This is a genomic window from Burkholderia sp. PvR073, assembly GCF_054055695.1.
The window spans coordinates 320,621-341,365 of the sequence record NZ_JBSRXO010000006.1; the positions used below are offsets into that span (position 1 = coordinate 320,621).

At 68.3% G+C, this 20,745-nt stretch carries 21 protein-coding genes; 6 read left to right on the forward strand and 15 right to left on the reverse strand.

The window, feature by feature from the left end; genetic code table 11:
* Positions 1 to 169: 169 nt before the first annotated feature.
* From speE to ACVK00_RS20365, 3 genes are all read left to right on the forward strand, one after another.
* Entirely contained in the window at positions 170 to 1,027 is an 858-nt protein-coding gene (gene speE / locus ACVK00_RS20355) for a polyamine aminopropyltransferase (RefSeq protein ID WP_166725824.1), read from the forward strand.
* A 210-nt stretch (positions 1,028 to 1,237) separates the two neighbouring features.
* The gene (locus ACVK00_RS20360) at positions 1,238 to 1,654 is read left to right on the forward strand and encodes a VOC family protein (RefSeq protein ID WP_284894891.1); all 417 of its coding nucleotides are present in this window, start codon (positions 1,238 to 1,240) and stop codon (positions 1,652 to 1,654) included.
* A gap of 17 nt (positions 1,655 to 1,671) precedes the next feature.
* Complete coding sequence (locus ACVK00_RS20365) at positions 1,672 to 2,439, forward strand: 16S rRNA (uracil(1498)-N(3))-methyltransferase (protein WP_175668781.1); 768 nt, start codon at positions 1,672 to 1,674, stop codon at positions 2,437 to 2,439.
* Between the two features lie 243 nt (positions 2,440 to 2,682).
* Here the strand turns inward: ACVK00_RS20365 and ACVK00_RS20370 are convergent, their stop codons facing one another.
* From ACVK00_RS20370 to ACVK00_RS20380, 3 genes are all read right to left on the reverse strand, one after another.
* Positions 2,683 to 3,246, reverse strand: a complete 564-nt coding sequence (locus ACVK00_RS20370; protein ID WP_006753300.1) for a barstar family protein — start codon at positions 3,244 to 3,246, stop codon at positions 2,683 to 2,685.
* 16 nt (positions 3,247 to 3,262) lie between these two features.
* On the reverse strand, positions 3,263 to 3,694 hold the full coding sequence (locus tag ACVK00_RS20375) for a ribonuclease (RefSeq protein ID WP_006760307.1): 432 nt from the start codon (positions 3,692 to 3,694) through the stop codon (positions 3,263 to 3,265).
* Positions 3,695 to 4,071: 377 nt separating this feature from the next.
* Positions 4,072 to 6,414, reverse strand: a complete 2,343-nt coding sequence (locus ACVK00_RS20380; RefSeq protein WP_284894894.1) for an NADP-dependent malic enzyme — start codon at positions 6,412 to 6,414, stop codon at positions 4,072 to 4,074.
* Positions 6,415 to 6,514: 100 nt separating this feature from the next.
* Between ACVK00_RS20380 and thiL the strand changes: the two genes are divergently transcribed.
* The 3 genes from thiL to ACVK00_RS20395 are packed head-to-tail and all read left to right on the forward strand — an operon-like array spanning position 6,515 to position 8,617.
* Positions 6,515 to 7,549 carry a thiamine-phosphate kinase gene (gene thiL, locus ACVK00_RS20385; RefSeq protein ID WP_284894895.1) on the forward strand — a complete coding sequence of 345 codons (1,035 nt, stop codon included), beginning with the start codon at positions 6,515 to 6,517 and terminating at the stop codon, positions 7,547 to 7,549.
* Positions 7,539 to 8,084 (forward strand): phosphatidylglycerophosphatase A family protein, encoded by a 546-nt coding sequence (locus ACVK00_RS20390; protein ID WP_228906832.1) that lies wholly within the window; start codon positions 7,539 to 7,541, stop codon positions 8,082 to 8,084. The genes thiL and ACVK00_RS20390 overlap by 11 nt, the downstream gene beginning before the upstream one ends.
* Positions 8,085 to 8,116: 32 nt before the next feature.
* Positions 8,117 to 8,617, forward strand: coding sequence for a CinA family protein (locus tag ACVK00_RS20395; RefSeq protein WP_228906830.1), 501 nt, complete (start codon positions 8,117 to 8,119; stop codon positions 8,615 to 8,617).
* Positions 8,618 to 8,681: 64 nt separating this feature from the next.
* On the opposite strand, the gene ACVK00_RS20400 is transcribed toward ACVK00_RS20395, so the two are convergent.
* The 12 genes from ACVK00_RS20400 to ACVK00_RS20455 form a co-directional block, all read right to left on the reverse strand.
* Positions 8,682 to 9,740, reverse strand: coding sequence for an HAD family hydrolase (locus tag ACVK00_RS20400; protein ID WP_126227140.1), 1,059 nt, complete (start codon positions 9,738 to 9,740; stop codon positions 8,682 to 8,684).
* Positions 9,741 to 9,949: 209 nt separating this feature from the next.
* A complete protein-coding gene (pyrF, locus tag ACVK00_RS20405) occupies positions 9,950 to 10,777 on the reverse strand; it encodes an orotidine-5'-phosphate decarboxylase (RefSeq protein ID WP_284894902.1) in 828 nt (275 codons plus the stop codon).
* Between the two features lie 39 nt (positions 10,778 to 10,816).
* On the reverse strand, positions 10,817 to 11,878 hold the full coding sequence (locus ACVK00_RS20410; RefSeq protein ID WP_284894904.1) for an aldose 1-epimerase: 1,062 nt from the start codon (positions 11,876 to 11,878) through the stop codon (positions 10,817 to 10,819).
* A 74-nt stretch (positions 11,879 to 11,952) separates the two neighbouring features.
* A complete protein-coding gene (locus tag ACVK00_RS20415; protein WP_228906824.1) occupies positions 11,953 to 12,768 on the reverse strand; it encodes an SDR family NAD(P)-dependent oxidoreductase in 816 nt (271 codons plus the stop codon).
* 23 nt (positions 12,769 to 12,791) lie between these two features.
* Positions 12,792 to 13,808 (reverse strand): L-arabinose ABC transporter permease AraH, encoded by a 1,017-nt coding sequence (gene araH, locus ACVK00_RS20420; RefSeq protein ID WP_012363061.1) that lies wholly within the window; start codon positions 13,806 to 13,808, stop codon positions 12,792 to 12,794.
* Positions 13,809 to 13,898: 90 nt separating this feature from the next.
* Positions 13,899 to 15,410, reverse strand: coding sequence for an L-arabinose ABC transporter ATP-binding protein AraG (araG, locus tag ACVK00_RS20425; RefSeq protein ID WP_284894906.1), 1,512 nt, complete (start codon positions 15,408 to 15,410; stop codon positions 13,899 to 13,901).
* A gap of 68 nt (positions 15,411 to 15,478) precedes the next feature.
* Positions 15,479 to 16,474, reverse strand: coding sequence for an arabinose ABC transporter substrate-binding protein (locus ACVK00_RS20430; RefSeq protein WP_006761975.1), 996 nt, complete (start codon positions 16,472 to 16,474; stop codon positions 15,479 to 15,481).
* Between the two features lie 102 nt (positions 16,475 to 16,576).
* Positions 16,577 to 17,356: an SDR family oxidoreductase gene (locus ACVK00_RS20435; RefSeq protein WP_228907598.1), complete on the reverse strand. Its 780-nt coding sequence runs from the start codon at positions 17,354 to 17,356 to the stop codon at positions 16,577 to 16,579.
* Positions 17,356 to 18,033 carry a 2-dehydro-3-deoxy-6-phosphogalactonate aldolase gene (locus ACVK00_RS20440; protein ID WP_284894908.1) on the reverse strand — a complete coding sequence of 226 codons (678 nt, stop codon included), beginning with the start codon at positions 18,031 to 18,033 and terminating at the stop codon, positions 17,356 to 17,358. Before ACVK00_RS20440 ends, ACVK00_RS20435 begins: the two co-directional genes overlap by 1 nt.
* A 22-nt stretch (positions 18,034 to 18,055) precedes the next feature.
* Positions 18,056 to 19,081, reverse strand: a complete 1,026-nt coding sequence (locus ACVK00_RS20445; RefSeq protein ID WP_228906809.1) for a 2-dehydro-3-deoxygalactonokinase — start codon at positions 19,079 to 19,081, stop codon at positions 18,056 to 18,058.
* Positions 19,078 to 19,977 (reverse strand): IclR family transcriptional regulator, encoded by a 900-nt coding sequence (locus ACVK00_RS20450; protein ID WP_006758899.1) that lies wholly within the window; start codon positions 19,975 to 19,977, stop codon positions 19,078 to 19,080. The genes ACVK00_RS20445 and ACVK00_RS20450 overlap by 4 nt, the downstream gene beginning before the upstream one ends.
* A 335-nt stretch (positions 19,978 to 20,312) precedes the next feature.
* Entirely contained in the window at positions 20,313 to 20,717 is a 405-nt protein-coding gene (locus ACVK00_RS20455) for an EF-hand domain-containing protein (RefSeq protein WP_284894910.1), read from the reverse strand.
* Positions 20,718 to 20,745: the final 28 nt, after the last annotated feature.

The window sequence follows — 20,745 nt, forward strand, 5'->3', positions numbered from 1 at the left end:
ACGGACGCGAAGCGGACGGAGCCTACGGACGGGGCTGCAAAGCTCGTCATTTTAACAGATGGGCTGACATTTCCCTTGTCGATGCGCGGTGTTCCGGCACGCTTTTCCGTACAACCGCGCGCCTCCTATAATTCAGACGTCAGAACTGCCCGCCCCGAGCCGCCCGCCCGTGAGCACGACCCTTCTCTTCCATCCCACGCCCAACGCCGCCTACGGATTCCCGAACGCACGCCGGCTCGCGCACGTCGCGTCGCCGCACCAGCGCATCGAAGTCTGGGAAACGCCGCAGCTCGGCCGCCTGTTTACGCTGGACGGCCGGCCGATGACGTCGGTCGGCGACGAATACGTGTATCACGAGTGCATGACGCACCCGGCCGCACTCGCGCATCCCTGCCCGAAGAAGGCGCTCGTGCTCGGCGGCGGCGACGGCGGGGCCGCGCGCCAGTTGCTCAAGCACGCATGCATCGAGCGGATCGTCGTCGCGGAGCTCGACGACGAAGTGGTCGGCATGGCGCGCCGCTATCTCGACGACGTGCACCAGGGCGCACTCGACGACCCGCGCGTCGAGGTCGTGATCGGCGACGCCGCGCATTTCGTCACGTCGACCATCGAGCATTTCGATCTCGTCGTGTTTGACCTCACGCCGCCCGATTCGCCCGCGGCCGGCCTCTATACGCGCGAGTTCTACGCGCAACTCAAGCGGATCCTCACGCCGTGCGGCGCGATCTCGATGCACCTCGGCTCGCCGGAGTTCCACGCGGCGCGCATCGCCGCGCTGCTCGACGACCTGCGCGCGAGCTTCGCGGTCGTCGATCCGCTGTCCGCGCATGTGCCGCTATACGGCTCCCAATGGCTGATGGCGATCGCGAGCGATACGCTCGATGCGGCCGCGCTGTTCGCGCACGACGTCGACGAACGCCTCGCCGCACGCCACGTGCAGGGATTGCGCTACTACGATGCGCGACTTCATGCGGCCCTCTTTGCCCTGCCGTGCGCGCTGCGCGATACACTGGGCGCTCGCCGCTGAGCTGACGGGCGAACGCATTGTTCTGCAGGCAGGTCGCGCGTTCTCCCGCGCTCGACCTGCGACGCCCAGGCCCGGAACGATTCCGGGGGCCCGCCCAGGTGTCCGCGACATGGCGCGGGCCGGGCGCCCGGGCGCCAATACCCGTTGGACCGCGAAGCATGGGACCGGCGTAGCCGCTCAAGCGCCAACACTGTTCGACAGGAGATTTTCATGACCGATCCACGTCCGGCCAACGTGCCTTGGTTGACACCCTATCTGGCCGTGCGCAATGCGCAGGCGGCCATCGCGTTCTTCCAGTCCGCATTCGGCTTCGAGCTGCGCGACGTCCTCGATGAAGACGGCGCGATCATGCACGTCGAGATGACCTACCGCGGGCAGCTGATCGTGATGTTCGCGCCCGAAGGCGCGTTCGGCTCGACCGCGCTCACGCCGAAGAGTGCGGACGCAACCGCCCCGCAGTCGTTCTATCTGTATGTCGATGACGTCGACACGACCTGGCAGCGCGCGCTCGACGCGGGCGCGAAGTCGCTGACCGCGCCGCAGGACCAGTTCTGGGGCGACCGCTTCGCGCAGATCGAGGATCTCAACGGCTATCGGTGGGCGCTCGGTTGCCGCCTGAGCGCATGAACGGAGCCGCGCCCAACATGAGTGAAGCCACCACCACCGCGGCCGTGCCGCGCTTTTTCGTCGAAGCGGCGCTGCGCGCCGATGCGACGCTCACCCTGCCGGCCGATGTCGCGCGTCACGCGCAGGTGCTGCGGCTGCAGCCCGGCGACACGCTCGCACTGTTCGACGGCAGCGGCGGACAGTACCGCGCACGGCTCGTCGAGATCGACAAGCGCAACGCGCTCGCACAGATCGAAGCGTTCGACCCGGCCGAAGCCGAGCCGCCCTATCGCGTGACGCTCGCGCAGGGCATCGCCGGCGGCGACAAGATGGACTGGGTCATCGAGAAAGCCGTCGAGCTCGGCGTTGCGGCGGTCGTGCCGCTGTCGACCGCGCGCGGCGTCGTGAAACTGTCGGGCGAGCGCGCGGACAAGCGCGTCGCGCACTGGCGCGGCGTCGTGCGCGCGTCGTGCGAACAATGCGGACGCAACCGCGTGCCCGACGTCGCGCCGGTACGCGGCTTCGGTGCGTGGCTCGACACGCTGCCGGCCGCGCCGGCCGACGGTGAGCTGAGGCTGCTGCTGTCGCCGCGCGCGAGCATTCCGTTCGCGTCGTTGCCGGACGCGCCGCCCGCGGCAGTCGTCACACTGCTGATCGGGCCGGAAGGCGGACTGTCGCCGGACGAAGAAAACGCGGCCCGCGCGCACGGGTTCACCGCGTTGTCGCTCGGGCCCCGTGTGCTGCGCACCGAGACGGCCGGTGCGGCCGTGCTCGCCGCCCTCGCGGCACGCTGGGGCGGGTGGTGACGAGCGGGCCGTGCCGGGCCCCGACGGGGCACGGCACTTCCCGATCCGCCCATCGCCGCGCCGCGGCCGCGCGACGCGGGCATGCCGCCGCTTATCGCGACTTGTCGCTCGGCGCCCCGTCCGGCCGCTGCCCGTGAACGACGCGCCGCGCCGGCCCGCCGGCCTCGCGCGGACGCAAAAAAGCCCGCTCGACGCGGGCTTTTCGGCAGATCGACCGCAGATGCGCGGCCGATGGATACGCGCTTAAGCGAACGAATAGAACACGCGGAACGCGACCTTGCGCTCGGCCCAGAACTCGGCGGCTTCGCGGAACACGTCGAGCAGCGTCTCGCGCCCTTCCTTGTCGAATTTCTGCGCGATCGGCAGCCCTTCGAGGACGATCACGAAACCGGGCTGCGCGCCGGCCTTCGCGACGAGGTCGGTCAGGCAGTCGTACAACGCGTCGTAGTTCTTCCCGAAATGCTTCGGAAACAGGAACGACGTCGCGATCGTCTCCATCACCTCCTGCTTCGACTGCGCTGCGCCGCAATACGCGTACAGGAAATGCTGGCCGAGCCGGCTGGCTTCGTCGGCGAGATCCTGCACGCGGAACGCGCGGATCGACTGCACGAGGTTGGGTCGCACGGTCGTGAAAAGGCTCATAGGCTCCTCGTTCGATGAAAGCCCGGGCTCGGCTTCCTGTTGCTCCGACGCGCCGCCGGCCTGTGCCACCGCGTGTAGTTGCATCACGCGCTGAAACAGATTGCCGTCGCCGGCCGCGAACAGTTCCGCTCCCGCCGTGTCGTGCGCGTAGATGGAGTCGCTCATGCCATTCATCCCGAAGTCATTCAACAATACGTTTAAAACTGTTGTAGTGGTCGTCCGTGTAATAACAGTTGTCGATCCGGCGCAACGGCCCGCCACAGACGATGCGGCGCGCGCCGCGATTGCGTGCGCGCGGCGTCGGCACCGTGTACTCGTGGTAGTAGCCGCGCTTCGCCTTCGGCAGGATCCGCTCGCGGTTGCCGAAGACGACGCCGTCTTTCTCGTACGGATAGGGGCCACCGGCGCCGATCAGGCCAAGCGTGGTCACGGCCTCGCGCGGCAGACGGGCGGTCGGGATCGTATCGACCCCGCCGACGGCCAGGTCGGCCGAAACGGCCTGCCGTGCGTAAGCGGCGGAAACCAGACTGCCCGTCGGTGTACCGACGATACCCATCGCGAACATCGCGAAGACGGACGCCAGCGCGCCGTTGCGGAGCCACTTGCGTGCCATGAACCAGGGTTCCCGCTGTTAAATCAAGTAGTTGACGACCAACCAAAGGCGTTAGCGTAGCGCTATTGTCCTTGCGAATCAATGTTCGTTTGGGAATCGAAAGCGTCGCGCGGCCCGGAATCGCGCATTTCTTACCGAAATAAGGCTACATTTAACTTATATAGGATAAAATATCGGCGGCATCTCTCGAATGGCAAGACCCTGCCTCCTTGCCGCGCTCGCTACCCGGAGTGGAGAGATGCTGCTGTTGCTTATGGGAAGCGCGTTTGCGCCCTGCCCGGCGGCGTGCCCCTTGCGGGCACGCCCCTTTTTGCTTTTGTTTACAATTTCGCCCGGCGCGCGGCACCGGTTGACCGGCGCCGCGCGTCCATCCCGGCTCAGCGTGCGGCGTTCACGTCGGCGACCAGCAGCGCCGCCATGTTGACGATGCGGCGAACCGTCGCCGATTCGGTCAGCACGTGCACCGGCTGGGCTGCGCCCAGCAGGATCGGCCCGATCGCGATGTTGTTGCCGGCAGCCGTCTTCAGCAGGTTGTACGCGATGTTCGCGGCGTCGATGTTCGGCAGGATCAGCAGGTTCGCGTCGCCTTCGAGCGTCGATTCCGGCAGGATTTCCTTGCGCAGCGCCGCGTCGAGCGCCACGTCGCCGTGCATTTCGCCGTCGACCTTCAGCTCCGGCGCGCGTTCCTGCAGGATCGCGAGCGTATCGCGCATCTTCTTCGCCGAAGGGGCGTTGCTCGTGCCGAAATTCGAGTGCGACACCAGCGCGACCTTCGGCTCGATGCCGAACCGGCGCACTTCTTCCGCAGCCATGATCGTGATCTCGGCGAGCTCTTCCGGCGTCGGATCGACGTTCACGTGCGTATCGACCAGGAAAATCTGGCGACCCGGCAGAACGAGGCCGTTCATCGCCGCGTACACGCTGCAGCCCGGGCGCTTGCCGATCACCTGGTCGATGAAGTGCAGGTGGCGGTGCGTCGTGCTGATCGTGCCGCAGATCATCCCGTCCGCTTCGCCCTTCTTCACCAGCATCGAGCCGATCAGCGTCGTGCGGCGGCGCATCTCGACGCGGGCCAGCTGCTCGCTGATGCCCTTGCGCGACATCATCTTGTAGTACGTCTGCCAGAAGTCGCGGTAGCGCTCGTCGTGCTCGGTGTTGACGACCGTGAAATCGGTGCCCGGCGTGAGGCGCAGGCCGTAGCGCTGGATACGGTGCTCGATCACCGACGGGCGACCGATCAGGATCGGCGTCGCGAGCTTCTCGTCGACGATGATCTGGACGGCGCGCAACACGCGCTCTTCCTCGCCTTCGGCGAACACCACGCGCTTCTTCTCTGCCGGCGCGGCGCGCGCGATCTGGAAGATCGGCTTCATCGTCGTGCCGCTGTGATACACGAACTGCTGGAGGTGAACGCGGTACGCCTCCATGTCCTCGATCGGGCGCGTCGCGACGCCGCCATCCATCGCGGCCTGCGCGACGGCCGGCGCGATCTTGACGATCAGGCGCGGATCGAACGGCTTCGGAATCAGGTAGTCGGGCCCGAACGACAAGTCCTGAATGCCGTATGCGGTCGCGACGATGTCGCTCTGCTCCTGCTGCGCGAGTTCGGCGATCGCGTTGACGGCTGCGATCTCCATTTCACGCGTGATCGTCGTCGCGCCGACGTCGAGCGCGCCGCGGAAGATGAACGGGAAGCACAGGACGTTGTTGACCTGGTTCGGATAGTCGGTGCGGCCGGTGGCCAGCACGGCGTCCGGGCGCACTTCGAGCGCCAGTTCCGGCAGGATTTCCGGCGTCGGGTTCGCGAGCGCGAGGATCAGCGGGCGCTCGGCCATGCCCTTCACCATCTCCTGCTTCAGCACGCCCGCAGCCGACAGGCCGAGGAAGATGTCCGCGCCTTCGATCACCTCGGCCAGCGTGCGGGCTTCGGTTTCGCGCGCGAAACGCTCCTTGTCCGGATCCATCAGCTCGGTGCGGCCCTTATAGACCACGCCGGCCAGGTCGGTCACCAGGATGTTCTCGATCGGCAGGCCGATGTCGACCAGCAGGTCCAGACACGCGAGCGCGGCCGCACCCGCGCCCGACGCGACGAGCTTCACCTTCTTGATGTCCTTGCCGACGACCTTCAGGCCGTTCGTGACGGCCGCGGCCACGACGATCGCGGTGCCGTGCTGGTCGTCGTGGAATACCGGAATCTTCATCCGCTTGCGCGCTTCGCGCTCGACGATGAAGCAGTCCGGCGCCTTGATGTCTTCCAGGTTGATCCCGCCGAAGGTCGGCTCCAGCGCAGCGATCACGTCGACCAGCTTGTGCGGGTCCGACTCGTTCAGTTCGATGTCGAACACGTCGATGCCGGCGAACTTCTTGAACAGTACGGCCTTGCCTTCCATCACCGGCTTCGACGCGAGCGGGCCGATGTTGCCGAGCCCGAGCACCGCGGTGCCGTTCGTGACCACGCCGACGAGGTTGCTGCGCGCGGTGAAGCGCGCGGCGTTCAGCGGGTTCTCGACGATCTCCTCACACGCATACGCGACGCCCGGCGAATACGCGAGCGCGAGGTCGCGCTGGTTGATCATCTGCTTGGTGGGGGCGATCGCGATCTTCCCGGGAGTCGGGAATTCGTGATAATCGAGAGCGGCTTCGCGAAGCTTGGCTTTGGAGGAGGCTTGGGTCGACATGTGTCTCTTGACGGGCGGATTAGAATAACTGTTCGACGGCATTGTAGCGCCAATCGAAGGCCGCCAGACCGGCGATTCGGGTGCGACAGCCGCGACAAAAATGGTCTGAACGGTGCAGGAACGGCGCCGTTCGCTGCGTACAATGCCGTTCCTTTCATCGCTTCCGGGTCCGTCCGCCGTGCCAGCCGCCTTGTCCGAGTTTTCGCTGATCGATCGCTTCTTCGCGCGCCGCGCGGCCCGCGGGGCGCGTGCGTCGACGCTCGGCATCGGTGACGATTGCGCGCTGATCGCGCCGCGATCCGGAAAATTGCTGGCCATTTCGACGGACATGCTGGTCGAAGGCCGCCATTTCTTTCCCGATGTCGCGCCCGACGCACTCGGCCACAAGACGCTCGCGGTCAACCTGTCCGATCTCGCGGCGATGGGCGCCGAGCCGCGCGCGTTCACGCTCGCGTGCGCGCTGCCGCGCGCCGACGCCGTGTGGCTCGAGGCGTTCAGCAACGGGCTGTTCGCCCTCGCCGAACGGTTCGGCTGCGAACTGATCGGCGGCGACACGACGAGCGGGCCGCTGAACCTGTGCGTGACCGTGTTCGGTGAAGTCGCGCCGGATGCGGCGCTGCGGCGCGATGCCGCGCGCGACGGCGACGACGTCTGGGTGTCCGGCACACTCGGCGACGCCCGCGCGGGGCTCGGGCTCGCACGCGGCGAATGGAGCGCCGGCGCGGCCGAAGCTGCCGCGTTCCGGCAGGCGCTCGAGCGTCCCGAGCCGCGCATCGCGCTGGGGCTGGCACTCGCGGGCGTCGCGCATGCGGCGCTCGACATCTCGGACGGCCTCGCCGGCGACCTGCGGCACATCCTGACCCGCTCGAACGTGCGCGCCGACATCGACGCCGACGCGGTGCCGCGCTCGGCCGCGCTCGCGACGCTGCCGCCCGACGTGCAGCGACGCTGCACGCTGGCCGGCGGCGACGACTACGAACTGTGCTTCACGGCCCCGGTCGCGTCCCGCGCGGCGGTCGAGGCAGCGGGCGCAAGCAGCGGCGTTCGGGTCACGCGAGTCGGTACAATACATGCGTTGTCCTCGCCGTCGGAGCAGCCCGCGATCGCGTGGCGCGACGCCGCCGGCACGCCCCTGACTCTCACGTTGCACGGTTTCGACCACTTCCATGCAGACTGACCCGACGACCGCACCGAACGCGGCCGCGTCCGGCGCCGCCCGGAACGCGCCGCAGCGCGCCACCGTGCGCTTCATGCTGTCGCATCCGGCGCACATCGTGTCGCTCGGCTTCGGCAGCGGGCTCGCGCCGTTCATGCCCGGCACGTTCGGCTCGCTGTTCGGGTGGCTGACGTTCGTCGTGCTGAACCGCTACCTGACGGTGCCCGAATGGTGGGCGCTGATCGCGCTCGGGTTCGTCGCCGGCACATGGATCACCGGCTTCACCGCACGCAGGATGGGCACGACCGATCCGGGCGCCATCGTCTGGGACGAAATCGTCGCGATCTGGCTCGTGATGCTGTTCGTCACGCCCGCGACCTTCATCGGCCAGTTGTGGGCGTTCGTCGCGTTCCGCTTCTTCGACATGCTCAAGCCGCCGCCGATCCGCTATTTCGATCGTCGCGTGAAAGGCGGGCTCGGCATCATGGTCGACGACCTGATCGCCGCGTTCATGACGCTGCTCGTGATCGCCCTGTGGCGCTCCGCCGTCAGCTGACCGTTTTTCCCGACTCCCGTTTCCCGACGCGCATGCCAACCGATTCCGTCGTCCACCAGCTTGCGATCCGCGCAGGCAACAAGCTGCGTGACGAACACCTGTCGCTCGCCACCGCCGAATCCTGCACGGGCGGCATGATCGCCGCGGCGATCACCGACATCTCCGGCAGCAGCCAGTGGTTCGAGCGCGGCTTCGTCACGTACTCGAACCAGGCCAAGAGCGAGATGATCGGCGTGCCGCCCGACCTGATCGAGAAACACGGCGCCGTCAGCGAGCCGGTCGCGCGCGCGATGGCCGAAGGCGCGCTGCGCAACAGCCGCGCGCAGGTCGCGCTGGCCGTCACCGGCATCGCCGGCCCGGCGGGCGGCAGCGAGAAAAAGCCGGTCGGCACCGTGTCGTTCGCGTGGAGCAACCGGCTGCATACCGACGTCGAGACCCGCGTGTTCAAGGGCGACCGCGAGCAGATTCGCACGCAGGCCGCCGCGCATGCGCTGCGCGGGCTGCTGACGCTGCTCGACGAGCGCGAAGGCTGATCAAAGGCTGAACCCAGGCTGATTTGCCGCCGCAACGGCAGGGGCGGCCTGCGCCCCTCCCCGCTTACTGGATCGCGTCGGGCTTCACGACGATCCAGTTCTTGTCCGCCGTCACCGGCAGGCCGAGCGCTTTCTGCTTCGCGGCCGATTCGTCCGACCACGCGCGGATCTGCGCCATCTGCTTGTCCTTCTTGTTGACCCAGACGCGCACGCCGCCGCGCGCGACGTCGGTCGCATTCAGCAGCATGTAGCCGTCGGACGTCGGCGTGTCGCCCGCGACGAGCACCGGCTTCTTCCACTGGTCGATCCAGCCGACGATCGAGCCGAGCTTGCCTTCGTACCACGTCATCGGGTTCATCAGGAACGGCGTGATCACGAGGTTGCGGTTCGCGGCCTCGTCGTACTTGCCGGCCTTGATCTGCAGCCGCGACGTCGTCAGCGCGCCCGTCGCCGGGTTGCGCAGCAGCGTCGTCACGCCGATCACATTCTGCGGCTTCACGTTGTAGCCGTATTTCGGATCGGACAGCACGAGCCGCGCGAGCTCCTCGTGCGCGGCGGTCATCACATAGACCTCGATCCCGTTCTCGCGCAGCGCGTTGTACAGCTCCTGCATGCCGCGGAAGAAGCGCGGCGGGTTCGCGGCGCCGTCGACGACCTTGTCGCCCTGCCAGTAACGGATCGGCACCGGCTTGCCGTCGGCGAGCATCGCGTCGACGTGGCGCTTCAGGTCCGCGAGCGACAGCCCCGCGAACGCCTGCGCGATCCACGGGTAGCAGACCAGGTCGTCGATCTCGCAAAGCCGGTAGTAGTAGCTCGTCAGCGATTCCTTGTAGTCGGCGGAATCCTTGAACGGGATCAGCTTCAGCGACGGATCGAGCGAGTCGCGCGTGAGCACGCCGCGGTTCTCGAGATACGGCAGCAGCGATTCCTCGAGATCGTAGCGGTAGGTCGTGTTGTCGGCGTCGAACACCGCGTAGTCGCCGCGATTCGCATGGGCGGCGATCATCGCGTTCAGCGCCTTCGCGCTGTCCGCCGGCCAGTGCGACAGGTCCGCCGCGTGGGCGAACGACATGCACAACGACGCGGCAAGCGCGCTCAGAATACGGCGGGACAGCTTGGGCATGACGTCGCTCCCTTTCGTGACAGTATGGTGACAAATCGATGACGAGGGCCTGATCCCCGGCAGCATCGCGCGATTGCGGCGCGGGCATGCGGTGTGGAAGCGACGGGAAGTTGTTCGCGTGCGCCAATGCGGCAGGCGCGGGAGGCACGCGCGCGGCCCGCGAATGCGGGCGCGGCGGTGAAAGGCCGCCCGAACGGGCGGCCGGTATTTCAGCGATGCGCGTTGATCGTGTCGCGCGTCTTCTGCGCGGCGAGCGCCGCGGCTTCGGCGAAATCCTCGTCCTTGCTCGCGTACAGGATCGCGCGCGACGAGTTGATCATCATGCCGGTGCCGTCCGTCGTGCGGCCCGCGTTGACGGTGGCCTCGACGTCGCCGCCCTGCGCGCCGATGCCGGGAATCAGCAGCGGCATGTCGCCGACGATCCCGCGCACGATCTCGATTTCCTTCGGGAACGTCGCGCCGACCACGAGGCCGAGCTGGCCGTTCTTCGCATTCCACTTGTTCGCCGCGAGGTCGGCCACAACCTGGTACAGCGGCCGGCCGTTTGTCTCGAGGAACTGCAGGTCCGAGCCACCCGGGTTCGACGTGCGGCACAGCACGATCACGCCCTTGCCTTCATGCTCGAAGTACGGCTCGACCGAGTCGTAGCCCATGTACGGGTTCACGGTGACCGCGTCCGCGCGATAGCGCTCGAACGCCTCGCGCGCGTATTGCTCGGCGGTGCTGCCGATGTCGCCGCGCTTCGCGTCGAGGATCACGGGCAGGCCCGGATGCTGGAGGTGGATGTGCGCGATCAGGCGCTCGAGCTGATCTTCGGCGCGATGCGCGGCGAAGTACGCGATCTGCGGCTTGAACGCGCTCGCATACGGCGCGGTCGCGTCGACGATCTGCCGGCAGAATTCGAAGATCGCGTCGGGCTGGCCGTCGAACTGCACGGGAAAGCGCGACGGCTCGGGATCGAGGCCGACGCACAGCAGCGAATTCGTGCGCTGCCACGCGGCGCGCAGCGATTCGATGAAAGTAAGCGGGGAAGACATGGCGGATACTCGCGGCAAACCGTTGGTAGACCGCGTATTTTACCCGCGTCGCCGGCGTCCCTCGCGCGCGGCCGCATCGACGCGTGCATCGGCCCGCTCGACGGTGAACGCGAAACGCCGCGTGAGCCATTCGCCCGGCGCAAGCAGCGTCATGCCGTGCGCGGCCGCGCCGCCCGGCAGGTTCACCGCGTTGATCGGATGATCGACGGGTTCGAAGCAGAAGAAATCCTCGCCGGGCGGCGTATACAGCACGTAGGCATCGGCGTCGGCCGCCACCGTCAGCGACAGCCCGCGGCGCGGCCAGCTCACCGCCGCGTGGCCGCCCCAGCCGGTGAACGCATGATTGACGAGCGTCGCCGGCAACGGATACGCGACGCCGAACTGCCAGGCCGGCGGCACGCTCACATGCCGCACCGGCAGGAAATCGGCGCCCGACAGCCACAGCCCGCCCGCGGCCGCGGCAAGCTCGGTCGCATCGTCGCGCACCAGGAACGGATGCACGCCGAGACCGAACGGCAGCCGCGCGCGCCCCGCATTCTCGATCGTCAGTGCGATCGACAGCGTCGTGTCGTCGAGCGCGAACGACTGGATCGCGCGAAACGCATACGGCGCACCGCTCGCGCGATCGAGCGACAGCTGCAGCGTCGTGTCGGTCGCGTCGTCCACCTGCCACGGCGCGAGCCAGCCGTCGCCGTGAATCGGCAGCGGCTCGTCGCGACGATTGCGCGGCACCGCGACGCTGCGCCCGTCGCATTCGAAGCGGCCGTTGCCGATCCGGTTCGAATACGGCAGCAGCGGATAGCACGCGAGTTCATTCGGATCCGTGGCCGTTTCCGGGTGCTCGCAGCGGCGGAACACCGGCACCAGCGCGCCGTGGTCGCCGCGCCAGTCGAAGCGCGCGATGCCGCCGCCGAGGTGCGGCAGCACGTCGAGCCGCAGCGCCGCGTTCGACAGCGTGACGGCCGCGGCATGGGCGGCGCCGACGCCCTGCGCGAACGCGGCGGTCTGCGGGCCGGCGCTGACCGGCTGCGCGGCGGCAGCCAGGCGTGCGCGGCGCGACTGGCTCGTGGACGACAAGGCGCGCGAGGACGTGGCGGTCATGGTGAACTCCTTTGCTTCGTCGATGAAACGATACGGGTCGTCGCACGGTGCCGCGCGAACATCAACACCAACAATCAGGCCCAGCCGCCGTCGACCACCACGTCCTGCGCGGTGATCATCCGGCTGTCGTCGGCCGCGAGAAACAGCGCCATGCGCGCGAGATCGTCCGGCAGCAGTTCGGCGTCGATGCACTGGCCCGCCTTGATCGCCGCGCGGCCCGCGTCGTCGAGCCATAGCTTGCGCTGCTTGTCGGTCATCACCCAGCCGGGCACCAGCGAATTCACGCGGATCCCGAACGGGCCGAGATCGCGCGCGAGCCCGCGCGTGAGCCCCTGCACGGCCGCCTTCGCCATCACATAGACGGGATAGCCGCCGTTCTTCAGCATCCAGCTGATCGAGCCGAGATTGACGATCGCGCCGCCGCCGCGCTGCTTCATGTCGTCGATCACCGCCTGCGCGGCGAAGAACTGATGGCGCAGGTTCACGGCGATGCCTGCGTCGAACGACGCCGGTGTCACGTCGCCGATCGCGTGGCGCGTGTCGTTCGCCGCGTTGTTCACGAGCACCGCGATCGCGCCGATCCGCGCGCGGATCGCGTCGATCGCATGGCGCAGCGCGTCGATGTCGGTCAGGTCGCACGGAAGGAACAGCGGTGCGTGGCGTACCTCCGGCATCTGCGCAAGGCTTTCCGCGAGCGCCTGGCCCGCCTGCGCGTCGAGATCGACGAACGCGACGCGCGCGCCCTGCCGCGCGAAGTGCTCGACGAACGCCGCGCCGATCCCGGTCGCGCCGCCCGTGATCAGCACCGCGCGATCCTCGAGGCTCGGGTAGCGCGCATAGCGCGCGTCGCTCGCGGCGCGCGGATCCTGCGCGGAAGTTTCGATGGTCATGCGAATCGTCTCCGTGGAATCGGTCAGTCGCGTACGCCGCGGTTCTTCAACTGGTCGAGCAGCACGGCCGCGAGCAGGATCGCGCCGCGCACCAGGTACTGATAGAACGCGTCGATGTTCATCAGGTTCATCACGTTCTCGACGGTGCCCATGATCAGCACGCCGATCACGACGCCCGAGATCGTCGCGCGGCCGCCCATCAGCGACACGCCGCCGAGCACGCATGCGGAGATCACGTTCAGCTCGAAGCCCTGCGCGGCGTTCGGCTGGCCCGACGTGATGCGCGACGCGAGGATCACGCCGGCGAGCGCCGTCACCGCGCCCTGGATCAGGAAGATGTAGACGCGCGTGCGTTCGACGTTGATCCCCGCCAGGCGCGACGCCTCCGGGTTGCCGCCGATCGCGAGCGTATTGCGGCCGTACACGGTCTGGTTCAGCAGCACGCCGAACACGATGAAGCACAGCAGCGTGACCCAGATCGGCAGCGATACGCCGAACAGCGACAGCCCGCCGAGCGCGATGAACGTGTCCGACGACACGCCGACCGCCTGCCCCTTCGACACGATGAAGCCGAGCCCGCGCACGATTTCCATCGTCGCGAGCGTCGTGATCAGCGCGTTGATGCGCAGGTACGCGATCACCGCGCCATTCACGAACCCGATCGCCGCACCGGCGGCGACCGCCGCGATGATCGCGACGAACGTGTTGTCGGTCGCGTTCAGCACCATCGCGCACAGCACGCCGGAGAACGCGACGGTCGAGCCGATCGACAGGTCGAAATCGCGCGAGGCCAGACAGAACATCATCGTGCACGCGACCATCCCGATCTGCGAGATCGACAGCGCGAGGCCGAGCATGTTGTCGATCGAGAAGAAGTGATCGACCGTCAGCGACATGGTCAGGAACATCACCGCGAAGATCGCGATCAGGCTGTATTCGGTGAGGTGCTGCCACCACTTCTGGCGGTCGCTCTGCTGTGGAACCAGCGCGTCGGCCGACGGCTTCACGGCTGCGCTGGCGAGGTTTTCCCGGACTTGCATGGTTGTGTCTCCTGCTCCTGCATCGCGCGGCCCGCGCCGCGCGTGATCGATTCGAATAGCGTGCGTCGCCCGCGGCGACCTGACATCGCGTCAGGCCGCCTCGGCGACGCTCGTTTGCGGCAGCGCGAGGCTGAGCACCGCATGCTCGTTCGCCTGCTCGCGCGACAGCTCGCCCGCGATGCGGCCTTCGCGCATCACGACGATGCGGTCGGACACGCCGAGCACTTCCGGCAGTTCCGACGACACCATCACGATCGCGCAGCCGCGCTCCGCGAGCCGGTAGATCACGTCGTAGATCTCGTGCTTCGCGCCGACGTCGATCCCGCGCGTCGGCTCATCGAGGATCACCACCTTCAGGTCGGGCTCCGCGAGCCAGCGCGACAGGATCGCCTTCTGCTGGTTGCCGCCCGACAGGAAGCGGATCTTCTGCCGGCGGTTCGGCGTCTTGATCTTCAGCCGCTGGATGAAGCGGTCGGCCGTTTCGATCTCGGTCTTGCGGTCGATGAAGAGCCCGGCGCGCAGCGAATGGCGGCGGCAGCTGATGTTGATGTTCTCCGCGACCGACGCCATCGCGATGATCCCTTCTTCCTTGCGGTCCTCCGGACACAGCACGATGCCGTGGCGGATCGCGTCGCCGGTGCGCTTCACGTCGATGCGCTTGCCGTCGAGCGTCAGCTCGCCCGCGCGCCGGCGGTCCGCGCCGTACACGAGCCGCATCAGTTCGCTGCGCCCCGCGCCGACCAGCCCGAAGAACCCGACGATTTCGCCCGCGCGCACCGAGAAGCTCGCCGGTTCGCGCAGCGCCGGGCCGTCGACGCCTTCGGCCGAAAACCGCACGTCGCCGAGCGCGCGCGGCGCGTAATGGTAGATGTCCGAAATCTCGCGCCCGACCATCTCGGCGACGAGCTGCTCGCGCGGCACGTCGGCGAGCGATTCGTGCGACGCGATCTTGCGCCCGTCGCGGAAGATCGTGCACGCATCGCACAGCCGGTAGATCTCGTCCATCCGGTGCGAGATGTAGATCAGCGCGCGGCCCTGCGCACGCAGGTCGTCGACGAGCTTGAACAGCACCTCGGTCTCGCGATGCGACAGCGAACTCGTCGGCTCGTCGAGCGCGATCACGCGCGCGTTGCGCATCAGCGCCTTGCAGATCTCGACCATCTGCCGCTGCGCGATCGACAGCCGCCCGAGCTTCGCGTCGGGATCGAGATCGACGCCCATCGCGGTGAGCCGCTCGCGCACATGGCGCTTCGCCTCGCCCTTCTTCACCCAGCCGAGCGCGTTCGGCAGGCGGCCGAGCAGCAGGTTCTCCGCGACCGTCAGGTCGGGCACGTACTGCAGTTCCTGGTGAATCACCGCAATGCCGGCCGCGATCGACGCGGCCGCACTCGAGAAATGCACGGGCTGGCCGTCGACCAGCACGCTGCCCGCATCGGGCTGGTATTCACCGCCGAGAATCTTCAGCAGCGTCGACTTGCCCGCGCCGTTCTCGCCCATCAGGCCATGCACCTCACCCGCATGCACGTCGAACGAGATGCCGTCGAGTGCGCGCACGCCGGGAAATACCTTGCCGATATTGTCAAAACGCAGTGCCGCTGACACGTCGTCTCCCCACTTTGCAGATCCATCGATCGCCGGCTGCCGCATCGCCGCGGCAGCCGGCAAGCCGCTTACTTCGATGCGAGCCCCATCTCGTCGCGCACCTTCGACACGTTGTCGCGCGTCGCGAGCATGCCTGTCGTCAGCGTCAGCGCCGGCGGTGCCTTGCCCTGCGTGATCCAGGCGTACATCAGGTCCGAGGTTTCCTCGCCGTGGCGCTTCGGGCTGATGATCACGGTGCCGTAGAAGCCCGTCGGCTGCGGCTTCTTGAATTCGCTGAGCGCCGAATCGGAACCGCCGATGCCGATGCCGATCATGTTGTCCGCCTTGAAGCCGCGCCCTTCGGCCGCGCGCACCGCACCGAGCACGGCTTCGTCGTTCAGGCCGTAGGCAACCCAGTGCTTGAACTGCGGGTTCTTGGTGAGCGCGATGTTCGCCGCGTTGAACGCGTTCTCGGTGTCGGTCTTCGCCTGCGGCGCCGCGATCACGTTCGCCTTCGGGAAACCGGCCGCCACCAGCGCGTCGGTCGCGCCGCTCGTGCGGTCGTGCGCGGTCGGCAGCTGCTCGTACGTGATGTCGATCGCGCCGACGTCCTTCATGTTCCAGCCGCGCTTCTTGATCTCGGCCGCGATGCCGTCGCCGACCTGCTTGCCGATGTTGTACGCGGAAATCCCCATGTGCGGCACCGACTCGATCGGCTTGCCCGCGCCGTCGACGAGGCGGTCGTCGACCGTCATCATCTTCAGGTTGTGCGACTTCGCCTTCGCGACGATGCCCGGCCCGAGCTTCACGTCGGGCGTGCAGATGATGAAGCCCTGCACCTTCTGCGCGGACAGGTTGTCGATCGCGCTCATCACCTTCTCGCCCGACGGCGCGCCGATCTTCACGAGCGTGAAGCCCTTGTCCTTCGCGGCCATCTCGGCGAATTTCCATTCGTCCTGGAACCACGGCTCTTCCGGCTGCTTCACCAGAAAGCCGATCTTGACCGGATCGGCCGCATGCGCAACCGGGCTCCCCATCACCACCGCCGCCGCCGCGGCCAGCGTTACGAACGTTCTGCGTTTCATCTCCAGTGTCTCCTTGTCTTCATCGAACAGGATGCAGCCGCTTGTTGGTTTCGACGCAGCGTGCGCGCGGCCGTCGCACGTGCGGTCTTTCGAATCGTTGCGTCAATCGTGGTACAGCGCCGCGCGCCCGCCGTCGACGGTGATGCACGCGGCATTGATGAACGGCGCCTCGTCGGAGGCGAGGAACACGGCCGTCATCGCGACTTCCTCCGGTTTGCCGATCCGCTTCATCGGCTGCAGCGCGAGCGTCTCGGCGCGCGCGGCGGCCGGGTCGGCCTGCGCATCCCACCAGTCGCGCGTGAGCTGCGTCTCGATATAGCCGGGCGCGATCGCGTTCATCCGCACGTTGCGCGCCGCGTATTCGATGCCGAGCGCACGCGTGAGGCCCAGCACGCCGTGTTTCGCGACCGGGTACGGAAAGCAGCCCGGGATGATCCGGAACGCATGCGTCGACGCGATGTTCACGATGCTGCCGCGACCGCGTTCGACCATCCCGGGCAGCGCCGCGCGGCAACCGTGCCACACGCCGTCGAGATCGACCGCGAAGCAGCGGCGCCAGTCGTCGTCCGTCATCGTCAGCGGATCGGCGAACACGTTGATGCCGGCGTTGTTCACCAGCACGTCGAGCGGGCCGAGCGTCGCTTCGGTCTGCGCGAACGCGTCGCGCACCGAGTCCTGCCGCGCGACGTCCGCATGCAGCGCGAGCACGCGCGCGCCGTCGATGCCGGCGGCGATCGCAGCGGCCGTGCGCTGCGCCTGCGGGAAGTCGAGGTCGACGAGCGCGACGGCCGCGCCCTCGCGCGCGAACGCCTGCGCGATCGCGGCGCCGATCCCGCGGCCCGCGCCCGTCACCACCGCGACCTTGCCCGCGAGACGTCCCATCATGCGGCTCCGCCCAGCGCCGCGCGCAGGCCGGCCTGGAACGCGCGCGCATTCGCCAGGGTTGCGTCCGCCGACTGGCCGGGCCGGTACAGCGCCGAGCCGAGGCCGAAGCCGTTGGCGCCGGCCGCGAGGAACGGCTGCATGTTGTCCGGCGCAATCCCGCCGACCGGAATCAGCGGCACCGCGCGGTCGATCACCGCGCGCCACGCCTTCACGACGGGCACGCCGAGCTGCTCGGCCGGGAACATCTTCAGCACGTCGGCGCCGTTCGCGAGCGCGGCGAACGCCTCGGTCGGCGTCGCGACGCCCGGTGCGCTCGCGAGCCCGCGCTCGCGCGCGCGGCGGATCACGGCCGCGTCGCTGTGCGGCATCACGATCAGCGTGCCGCCGGCGTCCTGCACGCGGTCGACGAATTCGGCGCGCAGCACGGTGCCCGCGCCGACGATCATGTCGTCCGGCAACGCGCGGCGCAGCGCCGCGATGCTGTCGAACGGATCGGGCGAGTTGAGCGGCACCTCGACGATCCGCAAGCCGGCTTCGTGCAGCGCGAGGCCGTGGTCGGCCGCTTCGGCGGGCGTGATGCCGCGCATGATCGCGATCAGCGGGCACGCGTCGAACGCTCTCATCAATGCGGGATGCGGCGTGTACGGCGCGGGCAACGTCAGGTCGGACGACATCGAGGGTTCCTCTTCAATCGGTTCATTGATCGGCGCAGACGGGTTCGCCGTCCGCGCGCACGAGTCCGGCACGCGATGCGATCTGCCACAGGCCGCGCTCGGTCGCCTGCGCGACGACGCGCGCATGCAGGCAGCCGAACACGCGCAGCGCGTCGACATAGCGCGCGCACAATCCGTCGTCGCCGATCAGCAGCAGCGGCTGGTTCGCGAGCGCGACACCGCGCTCCGCGAGCATCGCGTCGAGCGCGCCGAGTTCGTGGCCGATCAGCAGGCCGGACAGGTAGTCGCCCTGTGCATCGGGCGCGAGCCGGTCGGTCAGGCCGAGCGTGCGTGTGCTGAAGATCGTCGCGAGCAGCCCCGCGCGCTGCGCGCCGCGTGCCACCGCGACGCCGCGCGCGAATGCCGCGCGGTCGGGCGACGGGCTCGCGCGCATCGTGCGGCCGAGGATCGTATGGTCGCGCAGCGCCGCGAACAGCTCGCCCGTCATGAAAGTCTGGAAGCGCTCGATGAGCCCGTCCTTCACCCACGCCCACTTCGCATGCGTGCCCGGCAAGCCGATCAGTAGCCCTGAACGATCGGCATCAAGCATGGGATCGTTCGCGAGTGCGCCGAATATCTGCGTTTCTTCGCCGCGCATCACGTCGGGCAACTCGCCCGTCGCGATCACGCCCGGCACGATCGACACCGCCGTGCCGCGCGCCGTCGTCACCGTGACGAGGCCCGCGACGAGCGCGTCGGCGCCGGCCGGCACCGCGACGTACGGCGCCTCGCGCCAGCCCTGCGCGCTACCGACCATCCCGGCGGCCAGCACCGGCACGCCCGGCGCGCGGTCGAGCCAGTCGCCGCACGCTTCCTCGAACACGACGTCGAATGCACGCGCGCCGCCGGCCGGCACATGCATCACGCCCGCCGCGCGGCTGCGCGTGTCGAGCAGCGCCCCGTGCGCATCGAACAGATACGCGCGCAGCGACGTCGTGCCCCAGTCGAGCGCAATCAGCGACGGGGCGGCGGAGTTGGCGTCCGGAGCGGTCCGGGTCGAATGGGTCATCGTTTGATCCTGCGGGTACCCTGCGGCGGGCTCCAGCCCAGTTCCGCGGAAATGGCTCGCGCTTCGCGCTGCACAAGCGGAATCAGTTCATCCATCCGGTCGTGCGGCATGTACGGAATCGTGCTCGCGACCGACACGGCCGCGACGACCGCGCCCGATGCGTCGCGAATCGGCGCGGCCACGCAGCGGATCGACGCCTCGTTTTCCTCGAGGTCGAACGTGTAGCCACCGGCCGCGTAATGCGCCATGCGCTGCAGGAACGCGCTCGTCTCGGGCCGGTTGTCCGGCTTGAAATTGACGCCGGCCAGTGCGCGGCGCGCGGCTTCGAACAGCGAGCGCCACAGGTCTGGATCGAGGTCGAGCATCATCGCCTTGCCTATGCCGGTGGAGGCGAGCGGCATCCGGTGGCCGACGCGCGAACGCATCTCGAGGCCGCGCGTGCCGGGAATCTTGTCGATGTACAGCACGTCGTCGCCGTCGCGCACGCCGAGGTGAATCGTGTCGAGCGTCGCTTCCGCGAGCGCCTCGAGGTGCGGCCGCGCGACCGCCGTGAGCGGCATCTGCTCGAGCGCGATCGTGCCGAGCTCGATCAGCTTCGGGCCGAGCAGGTAACCGCCCTGCACCTGCCGCAGGTAGCGCGCCTGCACAAGGCTGCTGACGAGACGGTGCGTCGTGCTGCGCGTCGTGCCGAGCGCGGCGCCGATCGCACGCATGTCGCGCGCGCCGTTCGCGATCGCCTCGAGGATCGCGAGACCGCGCAACAGTGTCTGCGTGCCGGCCTGCTGCGCGGCGAGATCGAGCGGCGTGCTGGTCGCGCCGATGCTGTCGGTCAGCGGCGCATCGTCCGGCGTCGCGCGCCGGGCGTCGAGAGCAAGGGAATCGGGCATCTTGGTCATGGAACGGGCTGTTCAGCGGAATCGGTGAAGCCGCGGTCGCGAGGCCGGAACGAGGTCGGGCGTCGCGGCAACGCGGCGGTCGATGCACCGAGGAAAGCGCCCGGCGAACTTCATGGAATGTGTCTCCGTGTGCGTCGGGCGCCGCGCGATGCGTGGGTCCGAAGCTGTCGATGTGCTTCGGATTGTAGGAGCGCACGCACTCGTCTCCAATATTTGAATGCGTTGTCCAGATACTGAGAAGAACCGGCAATCGCCGTGAAACGGCCGTGCCACGTGCACGGGGGCGGAACGCGACGCGTCGCGGGTTCCGCCCCCGTTATCCACCCGCGCCGCGCTTATTGCTGGGTCGTGCTGCGCGCCTGCATGTAGCGCTGCACGTCGGAGAACGACACGCGACCGCTGCCGCTCGCGTCGATCTGCCGGAAGTGGTTCGCGACGTAGCCGAGGCCGGCCGCGCGCGCCTGCGCTTCGGTGATCGAACCGGTGTTCTGCGTATCGGCCGTGCCGAACTGCCGCGCGAGCTTGCGCACCACCTGCGCGTGCAGCGCGGCGCCCGTCGTCTGCGTGCCGGCGGTCGGCTTGCGCGCGGCCGGCGGCACGTACGGATCGCCGAGCTGCGCCTGGCGCGCCCGCGCCGGGGTGGCGGCGTCGCTCGCTTGCGCGAACGCGGACACGGATGCGAATGTTGCAGCGCCGGCGCATGCAAGCGCCGCGGCAACGACGATGAAACGTTTCTTCATGTCAGGCTCCAGTCTGGAATGAGGTCGT

Excerpts from the sequence above, each read along its gene's own strand:
- ACVK00_RS20375 (WP_006760307.1), bottom strand. The coding sequence starts at position 3,694 with ATGGCACGCAAGTGGCTCCGCAACGGCGCGCTGGCGTCCGTCTTCGCG.
- ACVK00_RS20415 (WP_228906824.1), bottom strand. The coding sequence starts at position 12,768 with ATGACCATCGAAACTTCCGCGCAGGATCCGCGCGCCGCGAGCGACGCG.
- ACVK00_RS20395 (WP_228906830.1), top strand. The coding sequence starts at position 8,117 with ATGCCAACCGATTCCGTCGTCCACCAGCTTGCGATCCGCGCAGGCAAC.
- ACVK00_RS20390 (WP_228906832.1), top strand. The coding sequence starts at position 7,539 with ATGCAGACTGACCCGACGACCGCACCGAACGCGGCCGCGTCCGGCGCC.
- ACVK00_RS20445 (WP_228906809.1), bottom strand. The coding sequence starts at position 19,081 with ATGACCCATTCGACCCGGACCGCTCCGGACGCCAACTCCGCCGCCCCG.
- ACVK00_RS20380 (WP_284894894.1), bottom strand. The coding sequence starts at position 6,414 with ATGCCGTCGAACAGTTATTCTAATCCGCCCGTCAAGAGACACATGTCG.
- ACVK00_RS20410 (WP_284894904.1), bottom strand. The coding sequence starts at position 11,878 with ATGACCGCCACGTCCTCGCGCGCCTTGTCGTCCACGAGCCAGTCGCGC.
- ACVK00_RS20455 (WP_284894910.1), bottom strand. The coding sequence starts at position 20,717 with ATGAAGAAACGTTTCATCGTCGTTGCCGCGGCGCTTGCATGCGCCGGC.
- ACVK00_RS20430 (WP_006761975.1), bottom strand. The coding sequence starts at position 16,474 with ATGAAACGCAGAACGTTCGTAACGCTGGCCGCGGCGGCGGCGGTGGTG.
- ACVK00_RS20360 (WP_284894891.1), top strand. The coding sequence starts at position 1,238 with ATGACCGATCCACGTCCGGCCAACGTGCCTTGGTTGACACCCTATCTG.
- ACVK00_RS20435 (WP_228907598.1), bottom strand. The coding sequence starts at position 17,356 with ATGGGACGTCTCGCGGGCAAGGTCGCGGTGGTGACGGGCGCGGGCCGC.
- ACVK00_RS20440 (WP_284894908.1), bottom strand. The coding sequence starts at position 18,033 with ATGTCGTCCGACCTGACGTTGCCCGCGCCGTACACGCCGCATCCCGCA.
- thiL (WP_284894895.1), top strand. The coding sequence starts at position 6,515 with ATGCCGTTCCTTTCATCGCTTCCGGGTCCGTCCGCCGTGCCAGCCGCC.
- ACVK00_RS20365 (WP_175668781.1), top strand. The coding sequence starts at position 1,672 with ATGAGTGAAGCCACCACCACCGCGGCCGTGCCGCGCTTTTTCGTCGAA.
- ACVK00_RS20370 (WP_006753300.1), bottom strand. The coding sequence starts at position 3,246 with ATGAGCGACTCCATCTACGCGCACGACACGGCGGGAGCGGAACTGTTC.
- ACVK00_RS20450 (WP_006758899.1), bottom strand. The coding sequence starts at position 19,977 with ATGACCAAGATGCCCGATTCCCTTGCTCTCGACGCCCGGCGCGCGACG.
- pyrF (WP_284894902.1), bottom strand. The coding sequence starts at position 10,777 with ATGTCTTCCCCGCTTACTTTCATCGAATCGCTGCGCGCCGCGTGGCAG.
- ACVK00_RS20400 (WP_126227140.1), bottom strand. The coding sequence starts at position 9,740 with ATGCCCAAGCTGTCCCGCCGTATTCTGAGCGCGCTTGCCGCGTCGTTG.
- araH (WP_012363061.1), bottom strand. The coding sequence starts at position 13,808 with ATGCAAGTCCGGGAAAACCTCGCCAGCGCAGCCGTGAAGCCGTCGGCC.